Genomic DNA, 19199 nt, shown 5'->3' on the forward strand with positions numbered 1-19199 from the left:
ATCATGCAGCGCACCGTTCTCCTCGCCATCTCACTCGCCGTCGCCGCAATGGTCGGTTCGGCCCTTGCAGCGCCGCTCAACTACAAGACGCCCGACGAGGTCGCCGCCTTCAAGCCGGGCCCCAATCTCGAGGTCGTGCAGGGCAATTGCAGCGCCTGCCACTCGGCCGATTACGTCAACACGCAGCCGCCGATGAAGGACAAGAAAGGTTTTTGGCAGGCCGAGGTGACCAAGATGATCAAGGTCTATGGCGCCCCGATCGACGATGCCGATGTCGGCAAGATCGTCGATTATCTGGCCGCGACTTATTGACGGATGGCGCGCGGCGTGCCGATCAATTGACCGCGAAACGGGCAAAATCGGCAAAAACGCTGCGAAGTTGAGCGGAATTCGGCGAAATGCCGATATGGTTTGAGCTACCAAGCCGGCCACATTCCGCGTATCCTGTTAGGACCGAACCGGCCGGTTGGCGGGGACTGGCGGTTCGAGATCTCGGAGGAAGACCCGCGGAGAAGACGTGATGGCTAAAGGTACGGTCAAGTGGTTCAACCCGACGAAGGGTTATGGATTTATCCAGCCTGCGTCGGGCGGCAAGGATGTGTTCGTGCATATCTCGGCAGTGCAGAAAGCCGGTCTGTCGTCCCTGAACGAAGGACAGACGGTGGAATACGAAGAGATCGCAAACCGGGGCAAGACCTCCGCAGAGAACCTCAAAGTATAAGCCCGGCAGCCTTTGCTGCCTCCCGGATCTGTCCGGGAGCCGGGCCAAAAAAATTTTAGAAGACGGCCAGTGCATTCGACGACGGGCGTTGCGATTGCACACGGAGAGCTATTTTCCCGCGAAGACCGCTCGTTCAACGCCACAGCAATGACAATCGCGACGGCCCTTCGTTAGTCCACCGGCAATGGTGCGTCGCGCTTGATCTCTTCCATCACCGCATAGGTTCGCGTCTCGCGCACGCCCGGCATCGACAGCAACGTCTCGCCGAGGAAGCGTCGATAGGCGGTCATGTCCGCAAGCCGCGCCTTCACAAGATAGTCGAAGCCTCCTGCAACCATGTGACACTCCAGCACCTCGGGTGCGAGTTTCACCGCGCGCGCGAACCGCTCGAAATTGTCCGGCGTGGTCTTGTCGAGCAGCACCTCGACGAACACCAGAAGACCCAGGCCGAGCCGGTGCGGATTGAGCCGCGCGCCGTAGCCCTCGACAAAGCCCTCCCGCTGCAACCGCTTCAGCCGCTCGCCGACCGAGGTCGGCGACAGCCCGATGCGCTCGGCGAGCTCGACATTGGCGATGCGCCCGTCCTGCTGCAGAATTGAGAGGATCTTCCGGTCAATTCGATCGAGTTCCATATTTTATGTGGCCAATATAGCAATGATCTTCATTTCCTAAGGCAAAATGACTAATTTGTCTATCGAACTACGGTCTAGCGGGCCTTATCCTGGATTTCAGCCACAGGACACGCCATGCCGAACATCCCGCCGCCCTTCACCGCCCCCTACGCGCCCGATGATGCCGAGATTGCCGCGCGGCTCTTGCCGGCTTCGCATCTCGGCCCGCCGCAGGAGGCGCGGATCGACCGCACCGCGACGCGGCTGATCGAGGCGATCCGCAAGCGCGACGACCGGCTTGGCGGTGTCGAGGACATGCTGCGGGAGTTCGCGCTCTCGACCAAGGAGGGGCTCGCCCTGATGGTGCTAGCCGAGGCGCTGCTCCGCGTGCCCGACGCGCGCACCGCCGACCAGTTCATCGAGGACAAGCTCGGCGAGGGCGACTTCATCCACCACGAGACCAAGTCCACCGCCTTCCTGGTCAACGCCTCGGCCTGGGCGCTCGGCCTCTCGGCGCGGGTGATCCAGCCCGGCGAGACGCCCGACGGCACCATCGGCCGGCTGGTGAAGCGGCTGGGCGCGCCGGCGGTGCGCACCGCCACGCGCCAGGCGATGCGGCTGATGGGCAACCATTTCGTGCTGGGCGAGACCATCGAGCAGGCGCTGGAGCGAGGCCGTCCGCGCTCCGGTCAAAAGACGCGCTACTCCTTCGACATGCTCGGCGAAGGCGCGCGCACCGCGGCGGACGCCAGGCGCTATTTCGACGCCTATGCGAGCGCGATTCTGACCATTGGCAAGGCGGCCGGCAACCATCCCCTGCCCGACCGTCCCGGCATCTCGGTCAAGCTGTCGGCGCTGCATCCGCGCTTCGAGGCGATCAGCCGCGCGCGCGTGATGGCCGAGCTGGTGCCGCAGCTGCTCGATCTGGCGCAGCGCGCCAAGGCCCATGATCTGAACTTCACCGTCGATGCCGAGGAAGCCGACCGGCTGGAGCTGTCGCTCGACGTGATCGCGGCGACGCTCGCCGACCCCTCGCTCAGCGGCTGGGACGGCTTTGGGCTGGCGATCCAGGCCTATCAGAAGCGCGCGAGCGCCGTGATCGACTATGTCGACGCGCTGGCGCGCGCGCATGACCGCCAGCTGATGGTGCGGCTGGTCAAGGGCGCCTATTGGGACACCGAGATCAAGCGCGCGCAGGAGCGCGGGCTGGACGGCTATCCCGTGTTCACGCGCAAGGCGATGACGGATCTGAACTACGTCGCCTGCGCTTCGAAGCTTTTGAGTCTGCGGCCGCGCATCTTCCCGCAATTCGCCACCCACAACGCGCTGACGGTCGCGACCGTGCTGGAGCTTGCGCAAGATGGTGGCGGCTTCGAATTCCAGCGCCTGCACGGCATGGGCGAGGCGCTTTATGAACAGCTCGCCAAGGATCACCCCGACATCGCTTATCGTACCTATGCCCCGGTCGGCAGCCACCGCGACCTGCTCGCCTATCTGGTGCGGCGGCTGCTGGAGAACGGCGCCAACTCGTCGTTCGTGGCGCAGGCGGCCGACTATCGCGTGCCGGTTGTGGCGCTGTTGCAGCGTCCGGCCGATGCCATCGTCCGGCCGCAAGCGGCGGCCCATCCCAGAATTCCGCTGCCGGGCGATCTGTTCGCGCCGGAGCGGCGCAATTCGCGCGGCGTCGAATTCGGCGCGCGCGCGGCCCTCGACCGGTTGCTGGCAGACGTGAAGGCCGAGGCAGCCGACCTCAAGCCCATAGCCGACGCAACGCCGGACCGAGCCAATGCGGCGGTGACTGCTGCGCGCGCCGGCTTTGCCGCCTGGAGCCGGACGCCGGCGGCTACGCGCGCGGCCGCACTGGAGCAGGCCGCGCATCTTCTGGAGAGCCGGAGCGCCCATTTCATCGCGCTGCTGCAAGCCGAGGGCGGCAAGACGCTGGACGATGCGCTATCGGAGCTGCGCGAGGCCGCCGACTTCTGCCGCTATTATGCCGCGCAGGGTCGAAAGCTGTTCGGCGTTGATGCCGCCATGCCGGGCCCGACCGGCGAGAGCAATGCGCTCGCCATGCGCGGGCGCGGCGCCTTCGTCGCGATCTCGCCGTGGAATTTTCCGCTGGCGATCTTCCTAGGCCAGGTCACGGCGGCGCTGATGGCCGGCAACAGCGTCGTCGCAAAACCGGCCGAGCAGACGCCGCGCATCGCCCGCGAGGCCGTAGCCCTGCTCCACGAGGCCGGCATTCCCAAGAGCGCGCTGCATCTCGTCACCGGCGACGGCCGCATCGGCGCCGTGCTGACCGCGCATGCCGACATCGCCGGCGTCGTCTTCACCGGCTCGACCGAGGTCGCGCGCCTGATCAACCGGACGCTCGCCGCCAAGGACGGGCCCATCGTGCCTCTGATCGCGGAGACCGGCGGCATCAACGCCATGATCGCGGATGCGACCGCGCTGCCCGAGCAGGTCGCCGACGACGTCGTGACCTCGGCCTTCCGCTCCGCCGGCCAGCGCTGCTCGGCGCTGCGGCTGCTGTTCGTGCAGGAGGATGTTGCCGACCGCATGATCGAGATGATCGCGGGCGCTGCTCGCGAACTCAGGATTGGTGATCCCGCAGATGTCGCGACCCATGTCGGTCCGGTGATCGACGCCGAGGCCAAGCAGCGCCTCGATGCGCATATCGCGCGGATGAAGAGCGAGGCGCGGCTGCACTTTGCCGGCACTGCGCCCGAGGGCTGCTTCGTCGCCCCGCACATTTTCGAGCTCAAGGACGCCGGCCAGCTCACCGAGGAGGTGTTCGGACCGATCCTGCACGTCGTGCGCTATCGCGCGGAAAACCTCGACCGCGTCCTGCAGGCGATCGAGCGCAGCGGCTATGGACTCACGCTCGGCATTCACTCCCGGATCGACGACACCATCGAGGCGATCATCGATCGCGTGCAGGTCGGCAACATCTATGTCAACCGCAACATGATCGGCGCCGTGGTCGGCGTGCAGCCATTCGGCGGCAACGGGCTGTCCGGAACCGGCCCGAAAGCGGGCGGCCCGCATTATCTCGCACGCTTTGCGACCGAGCAGACCGTGACGATCAACACCGCGGCAGCCGGCGGCAATGCCGCGCTGCTTGCGGGGGAGGAGTGAGGCCCTGCGCCTGGCGCCGTTGCATCCCGCTGAAACATCGGTCTAATGCTGCCATGACTTGATCTGCGCCAATTCCAGCGCGCGGGAAACAACAAGAGCGAGGGAGCTACGCCGCGATGGAAAAGGGCATTTTTGCAGGGCTCAAGGTTCTGGACTGCGCGAGCTTCATCGCAGCGCCCGCGGCCGCGACCGTGCTGTCGGATTTCGGCGCCGACGTCATCAAGATCGAGCCGCCCGGCGCCGGCGACCCCTACCGCAATCTGCCCAACATTCCGGGCTATCCGAGCAGCGAGCACAATTTCGCCTGGCTGCTGGAGGCCCGCAACAAGAAGAGCATCGCGCTCGACCTCTCTAAGCCGGAGGCGCAGGCCGTGCTCTACAAGCTGGTCGAAGAGGCCGACGTCTTCATCACCAACATGCCGCCGCCGGTGCGCGCCAAGCTCGGCATCACCTATGACCACCTCGCCCATCTCAACGACCGGCTGATCTACGCCTCGTTCACCGGCTATGGCGAGAAGGGCGAAGAGGCCAACAAGCCCGGCTTCGACAGCAACGCCTATTGGGCGCGCTCCGGCCTGATGGACCTCGTCCGCGCCGACACCCACACGACGCCGGCCCGCTCGGTCGCCGGCATGGGCGACCATCCCTGCGCCATGGCGTTCTATGGCGCCATCGTCACCGCGCTGTATCAGCGCGAGAAGACCGGCAAGGGCTCGCATGTCGCCTCCAATCTGATGGCGAACGGGGTGTGGGCCGCGGGCACGCTGGCGCAGGCCAAGCTCTGCGGCGCCAGGTTCGCCGAGCGGCGGCCGCGCGAGCGCGCGCTGAATGCGGTCGCCAACCACTACCAGTGCAAGGACGGCCGCTGGCTGATCCTGTCGCTGCTGAGCGAGGAGAAGCAGTTTCCGACGCTCGCCAAATGCCTGGGACGCGAAGACCTGATCACCGATCCGCGCTTTGCCACCAAGGCTGACCGCCACGCCCGCTCGGTCGAGCTGATCAAGATTTTTGACGAGACGTTTGCCACCAGGGATCTCGCCGAGTGGCGCAGGATCCTCGACGGCAACGGACTGGTGTTCGGCATCGTCGGCATTCTCGACGACATCCCCAACGACAAGCAGATGCTCGACAACGAGGTGCTGGTGCCGTTCGAGAACGACACCATGCTCACCATCTCCAGCCCGATCTGGATCGACGGCGCCAAGAAGGTCCAGCCGCGCAAGCCGCCGGCCGTCGGCGAGCACAGTGACGAGATTTTGCGCGGGGCGGGATACGACGAGAAGGCAATCAAGCAGCTGCGGTCGTCAGGCGCGGTGGGGTAGGGCGGCGCCACAAACTCCCCTGTCGTCCCGGGGCGCGCAAGGCGCGAGCCCGGGACCCATAACCACAGGGAGTGGTTGTGACACGAGCTGCCAACTCCGAGTCTTCGCCAAACACCTTCCTGTGGTTATGGGTCCCGGATCTGCGCTCCGCTTCGCCGCGCTTGTCCGGGACGACGTTGGGGAGGTAGCTCGTCGTCACAGACGACGTCATTGCGAGCGCAGCGAAGCAATCCAGAATCCCACCGCGGATGCATTGCTGGATTGCTTCGCTGCGCTCGCAATGACGGCGTGGGACGATCTCGCTATAAACTCACGACAACATCGCGTCTCGTGAGGCCCTCATGCCCAAATATCGCCTGCACTACTTCCCGGAGTCCGGCAACAGCTACAAGCTGGCGCTGATGCTGACGCTTTGCGGCGAGAGGTTCGAGCCGGTGTGGACCGATTTCGGTGGTGGCGTCACGCGCACGGCGGAATGGCGCAAGGCCGTGAACGCGATGGGCGAGATTCCCGTGCTCGAGGTCGACGGCGTGAAGATGACACAGACCGCGCCCTTGCTGCTGAAGCTTGCCGGGCAGTACGGCCGTTTCGGTGCCGAGACCGAGGACGAGAAGTTCGAGCTGCTGCGCTGGCTGTTCTGGGACAACCACAAGCTCACCGGCTACATGGCGACCTATCGCTTCATGCGGGCGTTCACTGAGAAAAACGATCCGCAGGTGCTGAAGCATTTTCGCCGGCGGCTCGAGGACTTCCTCGGCATTCTCGACGGACATCTCCAGCACAATGCCTTTGCGATCGGGGCGAGGCCGACGGTCGCCGATATCTCGATGATGGCCTACCTGCACTATCCGAGCGACGAGCACGGTTTTGATTTCGCGGCGAGCCATCCTGCCGTCCACGCCTGGCTCGGCCGCATGGCCACCCTGCCCGGCTGGAAGCCGGCCTATGAACTCTTGCCCGGCAAGCGGATGACGAATTACGCGAAGTGAGGGCGCTGGCACTAACCCCGCAGTGCCAGCCAGCCCAGCGTGAACAGAATCCCGCCGACGATGACGACCACCGCGACCGCCCAGGTGCTGACGCGGATGCTGCCGGTGACCTGCTTGGCTTCCTCATTGCGCGCGATCTCGCGATTGCGCTCCTTGTCGGCGTCGCTGGTCTCAGTCATGGGTCATCCAAACCGGTTGCTGGTTTTATCTGGCGCGTGACCTTTTCGAAAAACCGCTACACACTTTTTCGGATCACGCGCTAACGCGTCTTGATGAAGCACATGCCGATGCGGCTCGATGCCGCGGCAGCCTGACAGGTGAGACCTTTAGCACAGCTCCATGACGTAAAACTCTTATCCGGCGTTCCCGATCCCGCATTTTGCAGGGCACAATGGGCACCCCAACCATCCTGATATTCGGTGCCGGCCAGCTCGCCGCTGCCGCGGGTCTGCGGCCGGCTGGCAAATCCGCGTGAGAAATCAGGGCGTTTTCCCGCGGCGAATGCGGTCAGGATGTCGCGGCGGCGAACCTGGTCGCCGAAGAAATGCGGCGAGGCCGGCACGATGGTGGAGTTCGACGGTTTGTCCGCCAGCCAATCGACGCCCGGAAAATGGAAGCCGCCGATGCCGCGGGTCTGGTGGCAGCCGGCGCAGGTGACGTCGTTGAGGCGGCGCTGGAAGCCCGCGACCGAGCGGATGTTCTGCATGTCGATGCCACGCGCCGCCGCCTGCTTCAGCGCGCCGACCACGTCGTTGTCGGTGAAGACCGGCTCGCCCTTGTTGCTGTCCCTGTCCTCCCCTTGCACCATGCCGAACTCCGGCTGCAACGGCGAAGCGTCAAGGCCCGCCGGCGTCGGCACCACCGCGGCCTTGGCCAGGAATGTCTCGGGGATCAGCACTGTGCCGCGATCGAACTCGCGGAGATTTTCCGGCGCGAGCAGCCAGGCTTTGAAATCACGTCGAAGATCGTTGTCGGCGAGGATGCGGTCGCGGTCGATCTGGTTCTCCAGCGTCGATTCCTCGAACGTCTTCGTCGCGGGGTTATATTTGAACACCTTGAGCAGATAGTCGGAACGGAAATCGTGCAATGCCGATTTCGGCGCGATCGAGATCTGGATATTGGTCTCGATGCGATCGAGCATGGCGTCGGAAGGAGAGATGCCGCCGCCGATCAGCCCCTGCCAGTCGCCATTGTCGAGCCAGCGCCGCGCGACCTCGGCACAGGTAACAGGCTTTCCGTTCGCATCGGTCTGGCGCGCATCGCGTGCCTTCATCACCAGATTGAACGTCATCGGCAGGCGCGTCGCGGTCTTGCCACCTTCCGGCTTACTCTCGAAACGCACCAGCCGATAAATCAGCCTGATCTCGCCGCACGCCTCCTCCGAGACATAGGCGCGGTCCATGCGATTGACGATGCCCGCCAGCACGAAGCGGGTGTCGCGGGATTTGAGATTGGCCCGATCGAACAGCTGCACGTCAAAGCCTTCGCCGACGCCGATGGTTTCGGTCGGGTACGCCGCCTTCTGCCGGATGATGTAGTGGTCGAACTCCGCGTCGATCGCGGGTGGAATTCCCTTGAGCTGCGACAGCGACGAGAACAGCAAATCGGTCGTCAGCGGAACGTTTGCGTTCCGCTCCGGCCATAGCAGGCGCAAGATCGTAAGCGAATCGTTCTGGTCGAGCTTGCGGAGCAGATCGGGATCGATGATCGCCGTGCCGCGCGTCAACGGCGCGTTCTCCGCTGCGAAAAGCGAAACAGTTCCGCCAAGCAAGACGGCGGCAGCAAAGAGAATTCGCAACGCGCGGCTCATGCCTTCAGTAACACCGCGTAAGCCGGCCTATTCAAGTCAAAAGGCGCCTCACATGGTGGTGAAGCGCCTCTTTGAAGAGCGGATATCGAACGCTCAGCGTGCGACGATCAGGCCCTTGCTGGTGACGACGACCCAGCGGCCGTCCTGACGGCGGATCGCATCGACGCGGCCAATTCCGGGGATCGGGTCACCGGCATAGACCTCGTAGAGGCCTCCGCGGCCCTCGATCAGTGCGCCGCCATTGGCGACGTCGCGCAGCACCCAGCCGTCGATCGTCGGCAACCGGCCGACCTCGGTCTTGGGCGCGGCTGGGGCCGGAACCGGTGCGGCGGCGGCGGTCGCAACCTGGGTCGGCGCGATCGAGCCGGTGGTCTCCTTCGCGGCGGCTGCCGCGGCCTGCGCGGGGGCCGCGGGCGGCGTGGCGCGGAGCTTGTCGACGGTCTCGGACAGCTTTGCGATTTTGGCCATCGGCTCGGCCTGGGCCTTCTCGAGCTTGTCGAGGCGGTCATTGGCGCGATTGAACTGGCTGAGGCCAGTCTTGGAGGTGTGCTCGACATTCGCCTTCAGTGCGACGACATCGGCATCGATCCTGGCAACCGAGGATTCCAGCGCGCTGGTGTCGGCGACCTGCGCCGGCGCGGGGGCCGGGGCTGCGAAATGCATCATGCCGGCGGTCGCGAGCGCGCCGCTGATGGCGCCGACGCTGGCCGCAATCGCCACCACCGCGGCCATCGCCGACAGGCGGCGCTTGTCGCCGGTCTCGCGCGACTCGTCCGCCTTCACATGCGGGGCAAACTCCTCGCGCTCCCACGAGCGCTCCGACGGTGCCATGACGATGAGCTTGCCGGGCTTCGGCTCCGGCTTGGTCTCGAACTTCGGCACTTCGATCCGGGGCGGCTCGACCTTCGGGGCCTCTGCCTTGACTGGATCGGGCTTGGGCGGCGACTCATGGTCGGGGGCGATCGAGGGGGCCTCGATGCCGGCAGCCTCGACGGCCTGCGGCGCGGTCGAAGCTTCCACGACGCTCGTATCCTGGGCAGCCTGCTCAGCCATTGGTTCGCTCACAGTTCGAATACTCCACTCTGGATTGACCTTTTGGTAACTTTCATTGCTTGCGAAATCCTTACTTCGGGACCCGCTTACCGAAATTTTAGGAAGTCATCCGGGGCCGAATTGGGCCGGGAACGTGGAACCGGTGTGGCGGGCGTGAAACAAATTGTAAGCGGGGGAAGATGAACGGCCGCGGAATGGCTGCCTCCACACCGTCATTGCGAGCGCAGCGAAGCAATCCAGCATCTTTCCAAGGCCGCAGTCTGGATTGCTTCGTCGCAAGAGCTCCTCGCAATGACGGAGTGGGCGGCGCCCACTCCGTTCACGTCACCGCTCCGCCCACATCACTATCCGTCACATCACCACCGGCGCATCCGGCAGCTCGTTCGCATGCGGGCCTTGCGGTGGGAAATGTCGCGCCAGCTCGCGCGACACCGCAGCGATGCCGCCGATCACACCGCGCTCGAACTGGCCGGAGGCGAACTCGGCCTCCATCGCGCGGCAGATGCTCTCCCAGCCCTCGTCACCGACCTTCGCGTGAATACCGCGGTCGGCCACGATCTCGACGTCGCGATCGGCGAGCAGGAGATAGATCAGGACGCCGTTGTTGTGCGCGGTGTCCCAGATACGCAGATGCGAAAACACGTCGAGCGCGCGCTCGCGGGCCGGCTGGTTGCGGATCAGCGGTCGCCCGTCGAGCGCGCCTTCGACGACGAAGCGGACCTGGCCGGAATGCGTGCTCTCACCCTGCTTGATCGCCTGCTCGATGCGGGCGAGCACCTTTGGCGGAAAGATTTGCTTCGCCCGCCAATGATGCTGCACGAGATGTCTGGCAATGCGCTTGATGCCCATGACCGCTACCAGCTCCCCGAGGCGCCGCCGCCGCCAAAACTGCCACCGCCGCCGCTGAAACCGCCGCTGTCGCTGGACGACGAGCCGCTGCTCCAGCCACCTCCCGAGGAGCCGCTCGACCACGAGCCGCCGCGCGACGATCTCGTGGCTGGCGCCATCGCCGCAAACAGATCGGCGATGAAGCCGATGACGAAGCCCAGCGCTCCGAGCGCGAGCGCGATTGCGAAGGATCCGAGAATGAGCCAGGTCAGCGCCGCGATGATGCCGCCGGTCGCCAATGAGCCAAGCAGCCGGCCCAGCATGGCCCGGAAGAAGCCGCCAACCCCGATCGAGGCGAACAGCGTCACGATGAACAGCGGCGCAATATCGTCCAGATTGCCGAAATTCACAGTCGGCGAAGGCACCGGCAGCGGCTCGCCGTCGATCACGCGGATCATGCGATCGACGCCATCAGTAATGCCGCCGGCGAAATCGCCCGTCCTGAATTTCGGCGTGATGATCTCGTCGATGATCCGCCGCGAGGTGACGTCGGTGAGCGCGCCCTCGAGACCGTAGCCGACCTCGATGCGCAAGTGCCGGTCGTTCTTGGCGACGATGAGGATCGCGCCGTCGTCCACCTTCTTGCGGCCGACCTTCCAGGCGTCGGCGACGCGGATCGAGAACTGCTCGATCGTCTCCGGCTGGGTCGTCGGCACGATCAGGACGGCGATTTGGCTGCCCTTGCGCGTCTCGAAATCACGCAGCTTTTGCGACAACGCGGCGATGTCGCCGCTCGACAGCGTGCCGGTCTGATCGACCACGCGACCGGTGAGTTGCGGGATGGCGACGTCGGCAAGGGCGGGGAAATTGAATGCGAGGAGGAGTACGAATACGGCTATCGCTTGCCACAACCTCGCTGTCATCGCCCGGCTTGACCGGGCGATCCAGTATTCCAGAGACGCCAGAGGACTACGGAGGAGCCGCGGCGTACTGGATTCCCCGCCTTCGCGGGGAATGACGGCGGTGGGTGGGGCTGGGCGCATTCGCAAAACGGCGCGCAGCTACTTCGACGGCGCAGGCGCCGGATTGAAATCGACCTTCGGCGCGGTCGAGATCTCCTTTTCGTTCTCGACCGCGAAATTCGGCTTCTCCTTGTAGCCGAACATCATTGCGGTGAGGTTGCTCGGGAAGGAGCGAATGGTGACGTTATAGTCCTGCACCGCCTTGATGTAGCGGTTGCGCGCGACCGTGATGCGGTTCTCGGTGCCTTCGAGCTGCGACATCAAATCCTTGAACAGCGCATCGGACTTGAGCTGCGGATAGTTCTCGGTGACGACCAAGAGACGTGACAGCGCGCTGGAGAGCTCGCCCTGGGCGGCCTGGAACTTCTGGAAGGCGGCGGGGTCGTTCAGCACCTCAGGCGTCGCCTGGATGCTGCCGACCTTGGCGCGCGCATTAGTGACGCCGAGCAGCACGTCCTTCTCCTGCTGCGCAAAGCCCTTTACCGAGTTGACGAGATTGGGCACGAGATCGGCGCGGCGCTGATACTGGTTCACGACCTCGGACCAGTTGCCCTTGATCTGCTCGTCCTCGCTCTGGATCGCGTTGTAGCCGCAATTGGTCAGGCTCAGCGAGGCCAGAGCCGCCAGCACGGTCAGGATCTTGCGCATCAAATTCCTCCCGGTGAAATCTGGCGTAAACTATCAGATTGAACGCGCGCGGTGCCAGACATCTTGTGCCGGCGGCGCGAAAAGCAACCGCCTGACGCAAGCCCCTTGCCTATCCCTGGCCGACATAGTCAACTTGAGCAAAACAAGAACGGAAACGCCAAGGGGAACGCGATGAGCTCGTTCGAGACCATCCTCGTGGAGAGGCCCGAGCCGGCGATTGCCCGGATCGTGATGAACCGGCCCGAGGCGCGCAACGCGCAGAACCTGCAGATGACCTACGACCTCAACGCCGCCTTCGACGAGGCGGTGCAGGACGACGCGCTCAAGGTCATCATCCTCGCCGGCAACGGGCCGCATTTCTCATCGGGCCACGATCTGCGCCCCGGCGGCAAGAACGCCGCAGGCGTCGATTTTCCGCCGATCGGAAATTGGGGTGGCTTTGCGGAGGCGAACGCGCATGGCCGCTTCGCGCGCGAGCAGGAAATATATCTCCAGATCACGCGGCGCTGGCGCAACCTGGCCAAGCCGACCATTGCCGAGGTGCACGGCAAGTGCATCGCCGGCGGGTTGATGCTGGCCTGGGCCTGCGACCTCATCGTCGCCAGCGACGATGCTCAGTTCTGCGATCCCGTGGTGACCATGGGCGTCTGCGGGGTCGAATGGTTCGTGCATCCCTGGGAGCTCGGCCCGCGCAAGGCCAAGGAATTCCTGTTCACCGCCGACGCATGGAGTGCGCAGGAGGCGCATCAGCTCGGCATGGTCAACCGGGTCGTGCCGCGCGCGGAGCTTTCAGCGTCGGTGCTGGAGCTGGCGCGCCGGATCGCCTCAAAGCCGTCCTTCGCGCTGAAGCTGACCAAGGAAGCCGTGAATCGCTCGGTCGATGTGATGGGCCAGCCCGCCGCGATCGACCAGGCCTTTGCGCTGCATCAGCTCTGTCACGCCCATAACCTTCAGCAGTTCGGCATGGTGGTCGATCCATCAGGACTGCATCCCTCCGTGCGCAAGCCGCCGGCGGCCGCGGAGTAACGACATGGACCTCAACCTGAGTGACGAGCAACGGCTGCTGCGCGAAAGCGCGGAGCGCTTCGTGGCCGAGAGCTACGATGCCGATCACCGCCGCAAGATGGCGAACGACCCGCTCGGCTTCAGCCCAGCGGTCTGGAAGCAGTTCGCCGAGCTTGGCTGGCTGGCGCTGCCGATTCCCGAAGAGTTTGAGGGGCTCGGCGGCGGCGCGGTCGAGATCGGCATTCTGATGGAAGCCTTTGGTCGCGGGCTGGTGTCGGAGCCGTATGTTGCAACGGTGGTGCTTGGAGCCTCGCTGATCGACAAATGCGGCAGCACCGCGCAGAAGCAGGCGCGGCTGCCGAAGGTCGCGGACGGATCACTGAAACTCGCCTTCGCCCATTCCGAGCGCGCGGCGCGGTTCGATCTCGCAATAGTCGCGACCGTCGCCCACAAGACGGCGCAAGGCTGGCGCGTTGCCGGCAGCAAGATCGCGGTGCTCGACGGCCTCGCCGCCGACGAGATCATCGTCTCCGCGCATATCCACGATCACAAGGGACCTTCGGGACGGATCGGCCTGTTCCTGGTGCCGGCGAAGACGCCCAGCGTCGTCATCACCGACTATGAACGTCTCGGCGGCGGACGGGCCTGCAATATCGAGCTGTCCGGCGTCGAGCTGCCGGAGGATGCCCTGCTCGGCGACGGACACGACGCCCTGCCCGCGATCGAATGGGCCGTTGACCGCGCCATGGCTGCGCTCGGTGCCGAAGCCGTCGGCATCATGCAGACGCTGCTCGACACAACGCTGGAATACACCAAGATCAGAAAGCAGTTCGGCCGGCCGCTCTCCGCCAACCAGGTGATCCGCCACCGCCTCGCCGACATGGCGATGCAGGTCGATGAGGCGCGCTCGATGGCGCTGCGCGCCGCGTTGAAGGTCGATAGCTCGCCGGTCGAGCGCGCCCGCGCTGCCTCCGGTGCGAAAGCGAAGATCGGCAAATGCGCGCGCTTCGTCGGCGAGCAGTCGATCCAGCTTCATGGCGGCATGGGCGTCACCGAGGAGCTCGAGGTCGGCGCCTATTTCAAGCGGCTGGTCGCCTTCGACACGCTGTTCGGCGGCAGCGCGCACCATTACAGCCGCCACGCCCAGCTCGGCCGCACGGCCTGACACAAGGAGCGCATCATGGACCTCTCGTTCAACACCGAGGAGCGCGCCTTCCAGGACGAGGTGCGCGGCTTCATTGCAAAAAACCTCACCGAAGAGATGAAGCGCGCAACCGCGCTGACGCCGTCGGTGTTCTCCGACCCTGATATCGGCATGGCGTGGCAGCGCGCGCTGCACCGGCAGGGCTGGGGCGCACCGGGCTGGCCGGTCGAATATGGCGGTCCGGACTGGACGCCGGCGCAGCGTTGGATTTTCGAGACTGAATCCGCACGCGCCGGCGTGCCCAATGTCAACGTGATGGGCGTGAAGATGGTCGGGCCCGTCATCATCGGCTTCGGCTCGCCCGAGCAGAAGAATTTTTATTTGCCACGCATCCTCTCCGGCGAAGACTATTGGTGCCAGGGCTATTCCGAGCCGGGCTCCGGCTCCGATCTCTCGTCGCTGAAGACGCGCGCGGTCCGCGACGGCGACGACTACATCATCAACGGCACAAAAATCTGGACCACGCACGCCCACCACGCCAACCGCATGTTCGCGCTGGTGCGCACCAGCGACGGACCGCGGCAGCAAGACGGCATCAGCTTCATCCTGATCGACATGACAACGCCGGGCATCACCACGCGCCCCATCCTCACCATCGGCGGCGACCACGAGGTCAACCAGGTGTTCTTTGACGATGTGCGCGTGCCCGTGGCCAACCGCGTCGGCGACGAAGGCAAAGGCTGGACCTACGGCAAATATCTGCTCGAGTTCGAGCGCGGCTCCGGCATCGCCTCGGCAAAATTGCGCGAGGGTCTGAAGGCGATCGCGGAGCTGGCCGAGTCGGACCTGACGGGTCGCGCGATCGACAGCCCGGATATCGCGACGCGCATCTCGGAGGTCGAAATCGATATCGACGCGCTGGAGATGACCGAGCTGCGCGTGCTCTCCGCACTTCAGACCGGGCAAAATCCCGGCGCGGTGTCGTCGATCCTGAAGCTGCGCAACAGCGAGATCAGGCAGGCCGTGACGCGGCTGGGGGTCGACGTGATCGGTCACGACGCGCTCGCGGTCGAGCCGATGCGCCCGCTCTACAAGCTCAACCATGCGCCGGCGACGCCTGAGGAGATGCTGACGGTGGTCCCGGAATATCTCAACGGCCGCGCCTACACGATCTTCGGCGGCACCTCGGAGATCCAGCGCGACATCATTGCGAAGATGATGCTGGGGATTTAAGGGCGTGGGGATTTAGCCAGAGCTGGCGGGGCATTCTCCGCTGTCGTCCCGGACAAGCGCAGCGAAGCGAAGCGCAGATCCGGGACCCATAACCACAGGGTGAGGTTATGGCGCGAGCTGGTCACCACGAGTCTTCGCCAAACCACTTCCTGTGGTTATGGGTCCCGGGTTCGCGCGTTGCGCGCCCCGGGACGACAGCTGGGTGTATGGCGACAGCCGGCGTAACAACGCGCCCCGCTTAACCCGCCACCTTCGCGTCCTTGATCGCCTTCCAGATCTTCTGGGGCGTCAGGGGCGTGTTCAGCTGGGTGATGCCGAGCTCGGCGAGCGCGTCCATCACGCCGTTGGTGACGCAGGGCGGGCCGCCGATGGCGCCGGATTCGCCGCAGCCCTTGGCGCCGAGCGGATTGGTCCGGCAGGGCGCGGAGTCGTCGAGCGTGACCTCGATCGGCGGAACGTCGTCAGCACGGGGGATGCAATAGTCCTGGTAGCTCGCGGTGAGGAGCTGGCCGTCCTCATCGTAGGACACGCCCTCGTACAGCGCTTGTCCAATGCCCTGCGCGACGCCGCCATGGATCTGGCCGGTGACCAGCATCGGGTTCACGGCAACGCCGACGTCGTCGACGGTGGTGTAGCGCACGACCTTGGACACGCCGGTCTCCGGATCGATCTCGACCTCGCAGATATGCGTGCCGTTCGGCCAGCTCGGGCCATCGACCTCTCCTTCGGAATCGACGCTGAGCTTGGCGCCGCCCTCCTTCTCGGCGAGATCGAACAGGCTGATGCGGCGGTCGGTGCCGACCACGGTGAGCATGCCGCCCTGATATTCGATGTCCTCGACCGAGGTCTCCAGCACGTTGGCCGCCTTCTCACGCGCCTTCTGAATCAGGTCGTTGGAGGAAACTGCCACGGCCGTGCCGCCGACGAACAGCGAGCGCGAGCCGACGCTGCCGAAGCCCATCGCAAGATCCGTGTCGCCCTGGACGACGTCGATCTTGTCCATGGCAATGCCGAGCGTGTCGGAGATCATCTGGGTGTACGTGGTCTGCAGCCCCTGCCCCATCGCCATGGTGCCGGAATGCAGCACGACGCGGCCCTGCGAGGTCGCGTGCAGGCTGACCTTCTCGGTATGCGCGCGGCCGCCGGTCCATTCGATGTAGGAGGTGAGCCCGCGGCCGTAGAGCAGGCCCTTCTTCTTCGCCGCCTTCTTGCGCGCGGCAAAGCCGTCCCAATCGGCCAACTTCACGGCGCGATCGAGCAGGTGGGCGAAGGCGCCGGAATCGTAAACCTGACCCGCGGCGTTGGTGTAGGGCAGCTGCGCCGGCTTGATGTAGTTCGCTTTCCGGATCGCACGCGGATCCATGCCGATTTTTCGCGCGGCGGCGTCGAACAGGCGCTCGACGATGAACACCGCTTCGGGCCGGCCCGCGCCGCGATAGGCGCCGACCGGCGCGGTGTGAGTCATCACCGACTGCACCTCGAAATGCACCAGCGGCAGATCGTAGACGCCGGTCTGCACGAACGGCCCGAGCACCAGCGGGATGATGTTCGCCGCACCCGACGAGTACGCGCCGGTGCAGCCGATCGACTTGACGCGATAGGCCAGCACCTTGCCCTTCTCGTCGAGCGCGAAGGATGCCGTCGAGGTGAGATCGCGGCCATGGGTACCGCCGACGAATTCGTCGGTGCGGTCGCCGCGCCAGCGGATCTTCCGGTTCAGCTTGGTCGCGGCATAGGCGACGATGCCGTCTTCCGGATAGAGGTTGGTCTTCTGACCAAAGCCGCCGCCGATGTCGCCGACCAGCACGCGGACGCTGTCCTTGGGTCGCTTGAGCACGGCTTCCGCCAGCACGTCGCGGGTCGAGGCCGGCGTCTGCGACTGCACATGCAGGAGGAGGCGGCCGGTCTTCTTGTCGATCTCGGCAATGGTCGAGCGCGGCTCCATCGCGGAGGGCACCAGACGCTGGCTGACGATGTCGAGCTCGACCGTATGCGCGGCCTTGGCGAATGCCTCGTCCGCCTTGGCGGCATCGCCATAGCTCATCGCACCGACGATGTTGTCGGGCGCCTCGGGCCACACCACGGGCGCGCCGGGCTTGACCGCTTCGACCGGATCGACCACCGCGGGCTGCACGTCGTATTCGATCACGATCGCTTCGGCCGCGCTCTGCGCCTCGGCACGCGAGGCGGCCACCACTGCGGCCACGGCTTCGCCGGCATAGCGGACGATCTCATGGGCGAGCAGGCGGCGCGGCGGCACCGTCATCGGCTTGCCGTCGGGGCGCTTGAAGATGCTCAGGGTCGGAATGGTGCCGATATCGTCCTTGACGAGATCAGCGCCGGTGTAGACCGCGGTGACGCCCGGCATCGATGCCGCGGCGCTGGTGTCGATCGCGACGATCTTCGCGTGCGCATGCGGCGAGCGCAGCACATGCAACCACAGCGCGCCCTCCTCCGGCTTGTCGTCGATGAACTGACCCTTCCCGGTGAGCAGCCGCTGGTCTTCCAAACGCTTGACGGGCTGGCCCGCTCCGAAACGCAAATTGCCGGGAAGAATGTTCATTCCGTGGGGTCCTCAGGGTCTTTTCGAAACTGCGGGCCGCCTTTTAGCGGATCGATCGGAGGCATACCAGCCGCGGTTTTGGGCGGTGAACCCACAGATTCGTCATGCCCGGGCTTGTCCCGGGCATCCACGTTCTATGTGCCACAGGGCAAGACGTGGATGGCCGGGACAAGCCCGGCCATGACGGCTAATCAAGCTCCCTCAACGCCGCCTCCACCACCTTGCGGGCGTCGGCCGACAGCGCGGCCTGCGGCGGGACGGGATCGCCGACGTCGTAGCCCTGAACCGCCAGCCCCGCCTTGATGCAGGCGGCGAGGTTGAAGCGGGCGAAAGCCTCGTTGATCCGCCACAGTCTGCGCTGGAGCGCCATGGCCTCGTCCCAGCGGCCGGCCTTGCAGAGGTCGTAGAGTGCGACGCTCTGGCGCGGGATGATGCAGGCAGGTCCCGCCATCCAGCCGAGCCCGCCGATCAGCATCACCGCCGCCGGGATGTGGGCGGAGGCCGAGAACACGCGCAAGGCATAGCCGCAGCGGTTCATGATCGAGAGCAGCCGGCCGGTATTGGTCGAGGCGTCCTTGATGTAGCCGATGCGCGGATGTTCAGCGAGGCGCGCGATGATGTCGAGCGTGAGATCGGAACGCTGGAATTGCGGATTGGTGTAGATGACGACCGGGATGTCCACGGCATCCGCGATGGCGCGGAAGTACGATTCGACCTGGGCATCGGCGAGCGGAAAGTACGCTTCCAGGATCGCCAGGATGCCGTTGGCACCACACTTCTGATACGCCCTCGCCTGCGCCACTGCATCCGCCGTCGAGGTGGATGCGACGCCGGCCACGACCGGCACGCGGCCCTTCGCGGCCTCGATGGTGGTCTGCACGATCGCGGTGCGTTGCGCGGCATTGAGATAGGCGAACTCGCCGGTCGAACCCAGCGGCGTCAGCCCGTGCACGCCTGCGCCGATCAAATCGTCGCAGAGCTTGCCGAGGACTTCGGTGCGCACCGTGCCATCGGCATCGACGGGCGAAATGAGGTAGGGAAAGACGCCGTGAAAATCAGGCATGTCAGGCTGAACCCCGGAAAATTGGCTAGCGCCTGACCGGTCATAGCAATGC

General features: G+C 65.2%; 17 protein-coding genes. 8 read left to right on the forward strand and 9 right to left on the reverse strand.

What is annotated here, in order from left to right; translation table 11 throughout:
- Positions 1 to 3 precede the first annotated feature (3 nt).
- Together sorB and AB7245_RS38970 are read left to right on the forward strand one after the other, a co-directional pair.
- Positions 4 to 312: a SorB family sulfite dehydrogenase c-type cytochrome subunit gene (sorB, locus tag AB7245_RS38965; protein ID WP_071917135.1), complete on the forward strand. Its 309-nt coding sequence runs from the start codon at positions 4 to 6 to the stop codon at positions 310 to 312.
- Between the two features lie 208 nt (positions 313 to 520).
- On the forward strand, positions 521 to 721 hold the full coding sequence (locus AB7245_RS38970; protein WP_008134691.1) for a cold-shock protein: 201 nt from the start codon (positions 521 to 523) through the stop codon (positions 719 to 721).
- A 170-nt stretch (positions 722 to 891) separates the two neighbouring features.
- On the opposite strand, the gene AB7245_RS38975 is transcribed toward AB7245_RS38970, so the two are convergent.
- Positions 892 to 1353, reverse strand: a complete 462-nt coding sequence (locus AB7245_RS38975) for an Lrp/AsnC ligand binding domain-containing protein (protein ID WP_038954741.1) — start codon at positions 1351 to 1353, stop codon at positions 892 to 894.
- A gap of 114 nt (positions 1354 to 1467) precedes the next feature.
- Here AB7245_RS38975 and putA point away from each other — a divergent pair, with 114 nt between their 5' ends.
- The 3 genes from putA (at position 1468) to AB7245_RS38990 (ending at position 6778) form a co-directional block, all read left to right on the forward strand.
- Entirely contained in the window at positions 1468 to 4467 is a 3000-nt protein-coding gene (putA, locus tag AB7245_RS38980; RefSeq protein ID WP_085399820.1) for a bifunctional proline dehydrogenase/L-glutamate gamma-semialdehyde dehydrogenase PutA, read from the forward strand.
- A gap of 116 nt (positions 4468 to 4583) precedes the next feature.
- Positions 4584 to 5789, forward strand: a complete 1206-nt coding sequence (locus tag AB7245_RS38985; RefSeq protein WP_085399819.1) for a CaiB/BaiF CoA transferase family protein — start codon at positions 4584 to 4586, stop codon at positions 5787 to 5789.
- Positions 5790 to 6130: 341 nt separating this feature from the next.
- On the forward strand, positions 6131 to 6778 hold the full coding sequence (locus tag AB7245_RS38990; RefSeq protein ID WP_085399818.1) for a glutathione S-transferase family protein: 648 nt from the start codon (positions 6131 to 6133) through the stop codon (positions 6776 to 6778).
- An 11-nt stretch (positions 6779 to 6789) separates the two neighbouring features.
- On the opposite strand, the gene AB7245_RS38995 is transcribed toward AB7245_RS38990, so the two are convergent.
- The 6 genes from AB7245_RS38995 to AB7245_RS39020 all read right to left on the reverse strand — a co-directional run bounded on the left by AB7245_RS38995 (position 6790) and on the right by AB7245_RS39020 (position 12139).
- Positions 6790 to 6957 (reverse strand): hypothetical protein, encoded by a 168-nt coding sequence (locus AB7245_RS38995; protein WP_014492272.1) that lies wholly within the window; start codon positions 6955 to 6957, stop codon positions 6790 to 6792.
- 80 nt (positions 6958 to 7037) lie between these two features.
- Positions 7038 to 8588, reverse strand: a complete 1551-nt coding sequence (locus tag AB7245_RS39000) for a hypothetical protein (RefSeq protein WP_135215200.1) — start codon at positions 8586 to 8588, stop codon at positions 7038 to 7040.
- Positions 8589 to 8681: 93 nt separating this feature from the next.
- Complete coding sequence (locus tag AB7245_RS39005; RefSeq protein WP_085399816.1) at positions 8682 to 9641, reverse strand: hypothetical protein; 960 nt, start codon at positions 9639 to 9641, stop codon at positions 8682 to 8684.
- A gap of 351 nt (positions 9642 to 9992) precedes the next feature.
- Positions 9993 to 10490 (reverse strand): TPM domain-containing protein, encoded by a 498-nt coding sequence (locus AB7245_RS39010; RefSeq protein WP_085399814.1) that lies wholly within the window; start codon positions 10488 to 10490, stop codon positions 9993 to 9995.
- Positions 10491 to 10495: 5 nt separating this feature from the next.
- Complete coding sequence (locus AB7245_RS39015) at positions 10496 to 11392, reverse strand: TPM domain-containing protein (RefSeq protein WP_085399813.1); 897 nt, start codon at positions 11390 to 11392, stop codon at positions 10496 to 10498.
- 138 nt (positions 11393 to 11530) lie between these two features.
- Positions 11531 to 12139 carry a LemA family protein gene (locus AB7245_RS39020; protein ID WP_063985447.1) on the reverse strand — a complete coding sequence of 203 codons (609 nt, stop codon included), beginning with the start codon at positions 12137 to 12139 and terminating at the stop codon, positions 11531 to 11533.
- Between the two features lie 171 nt (positions 12140 to 12310).
- Between AB7245_RS39020 and AB7245_RS39025 the strand changes: the two genes are divergently transcribed.
- Genes AB7245_RS39025 through AB7245_RS39035 form a run of 3 tightly spaced genes read left to right on the forward strand, consistent with a single transcriptional unit; the run spans position 12311 to position 15521 of the window.
- A complete protein-coding gene (locus AB7245_RS39025; RefSeq protein ID WP_085399812.1) occupies positions 12311 to 13165 on the forward strand; it encodes an enoyl-CoA hydratase in 855 nt (284 codons plus the stop codon).
- Positions 13166 to 13169: 4 nt separating this feature from the next.
- A complete protein-coding gene (locus AB7245_RS39030) occupies positions 13170 to 14309 on the forward strand; it encodes an acyl-CoA dehydrogenase family protein (protein ID WP_085399811.1) in 1140 nt (379 codons plus the stop codon).
- A 15-nt stretch (positions 14310 to 14324) separates the two neighbouring features.
- Complete coding sequence (locus tag AB7245_RS39035) at positions 14325 to 15521, forward strand: acyl-CoA dehydrogenase family protein (protein WP_085399810.1); 1197 nt, start codon at positions 14325 to 14327, stop codon at positions 15519 to 15521.
- 238 nt (positions 15522 to 15759) lie between these two features.
- Here the strand turns inward: AB7245_RS39035 and AB7245_RS39040 are convergent, their stop codons facing one another.
- Together AB7245_RS39040 and AB7245_RS39045 are read right to left on the reverse strand one after the other, a co-directional pair.
- A complete protein-coding gene (locus AB7245_RS39040; RefSeq protein ID WP_085399809.1) occupies positions 15760 to 18084 on the reverse strand; it encodes a xanthine dehydrogenase family protein molybdopterin-binding subunit in 2325 nt (774 codons plus the stop codon).
- Between the two features lie 187 nt (positions 18085 to 18271).
- Positions 18272 to 19147: a dihydrodipicolinate synthase family protein gene (locus AB7245_RS39045; RefSeq protein ID WP_085399808.1), complete on the reverse strand. Its 876-nt coding sequence runs from the start codon at positions 19145 to 19147 to the stop codon at positions 18272 to 18274.
- Positions 19148 to 19199: the final 52 nt, after the last annotated feature.

The organism is Bradyrhizobium sp. 604_D8_N2_3 (assembly GCF_051810765.1).
Taxonomy (GTDB): Bacteria; Pseudomonadota; Alphaproteobacteria; order Rhizobiales; family Xanthobacteraceae; genus Bradyrhizobium; species Bradyrhizobium barranii.

What these genes read in the sequence shown, in the direction of transcription:
- AB7245_RS39015 (WP_085399813.1), bottom strand. Translation starts at nt 11,392, where the DNA reads ATGACAGCGAGGTTGTGGCAAGCGATAGCCGTATTCGTACTCCTCCTC.
- AB7245_RS39020 (WP_063985447.1), bottom strand. Translation starts at nt 12,139, where the DNA reads ATGCGCAAGATCCTGACCGTGCTGGCGGCTCTGGCCTCGCTGAGCCTG.
- AB7245_RS38985 (WP_085399819.1), top strand. Translation starts at nt 4,584, where the DNA reads ATGGAAAAGGGCATTTTTGCAGGGCTCAAGGTTCTGGACTGCGCGAGC.
- AB7245_RS38970 (WP_008134691.1), top strand. Translation starts at nt 521, where the DNA reads ATGGCTAAAGGTACGGTCAAGTGGTTCAACCCGACGAAGGGTTATGGA.
- AB7245_RS39010 (WP_085399814.1), bottom strand. Translation starts at nt 10,490, where the DNA reads ATGGGCATCAAGCGCATTGCCAGACATCTCGTGCAGCATCATTGGCGG.
- AB7245_RS39035 (WP_085399810.1), top strand. Translation starts at nt 14,325, where the DNA reads ATGGACCTCTCGTTCAACACCGAGGAGCGCGCCTTCCAGGACGAGGTG.
- AB7245_RS38975 (WP_038954741.1), bottom strand. Translation starts at nt 1,353, where the DNA reads ATGGAACTCGATCGAATTGACCGGAAGATCCTCTCAATTCTGCAGCAG.
- AB7245_RS39025 (WP_085399812.1), top strand. Translation starts at nt 12,311, where the DNA reads ATGAGCTCGTTCGAGACCATCCTCGTGGAGAGGCCCGAGCCGGCGATT.
- sorB (WP_071917135.1), top strand. Translation starts at nt 4, where the DNA reads ATGCAGCGCACCGTTCTCCTCGCCATCTCACTCGCCGTCGCCGCAATG.
- putA (WP_085399820.1), top strand. Translation starts at nt 1,468, where the DNA reads ATGCCGAACATCCCGCCGCCCTTCACCGCCCCCTACGCGCCCGATGAT.
- AB7245_RS38990 (WP_085399818.1), top strand. Translation starts at nt 6,131, where the DNA reads ATGCCCAAATATCGCCTGCACTACTTCCCGGAGTCCGGCAACAGCTAC.
- AB7245_RS39040 (WP_085399809.1), bottom strand. Translation starts at nt 18,084, where the DNA reads ATGAACATTCTTCCCGGCAATTTGCGTTTCGGAGCGGGCCAGCCCGTC.
- AB7245_RS38995 (WP_014492272.1), bottom strand. Translation starts at nt 6,957, where the DNA reads ATGACTGAGACCAGCGACGCCGACAAGGAGCGCAATCGCGAGATCGCG.
- AB7245_RS39005 (WP_085399816.1), bottom strand. Translation starts at nt 9,641, where the DNA reads ATGGCTGAGCAGGCTGCCCAGGATACGAGCGTCGTGGAAGCTTCGACC.
- AB7245_RS39030 (WP_085399811.1), top strand. Translation starts at nt 13,170, where the DNA reads ATGGACCTCAACCTGAGTGACGAGCAACGGCTGCTGCGCGAAAGCGCG.
- AB7245_RS39045 (WP_085399808.1), bottom strand. Translation starts at nt 19,147, where the DNA reads ATGCCTGATTTTCACGGCGTCTTTCCCTACCTCATTTCGCCCGTCGAT.
- AB7245_RS39000 (WP_135215200.1), bottom strand. Translation starts at nt 8,588, where the DNA reads ATGAGCCGCGCGTTGCGAATTCTCTTTGCTGCCGCCGTCTTGCTTGGC.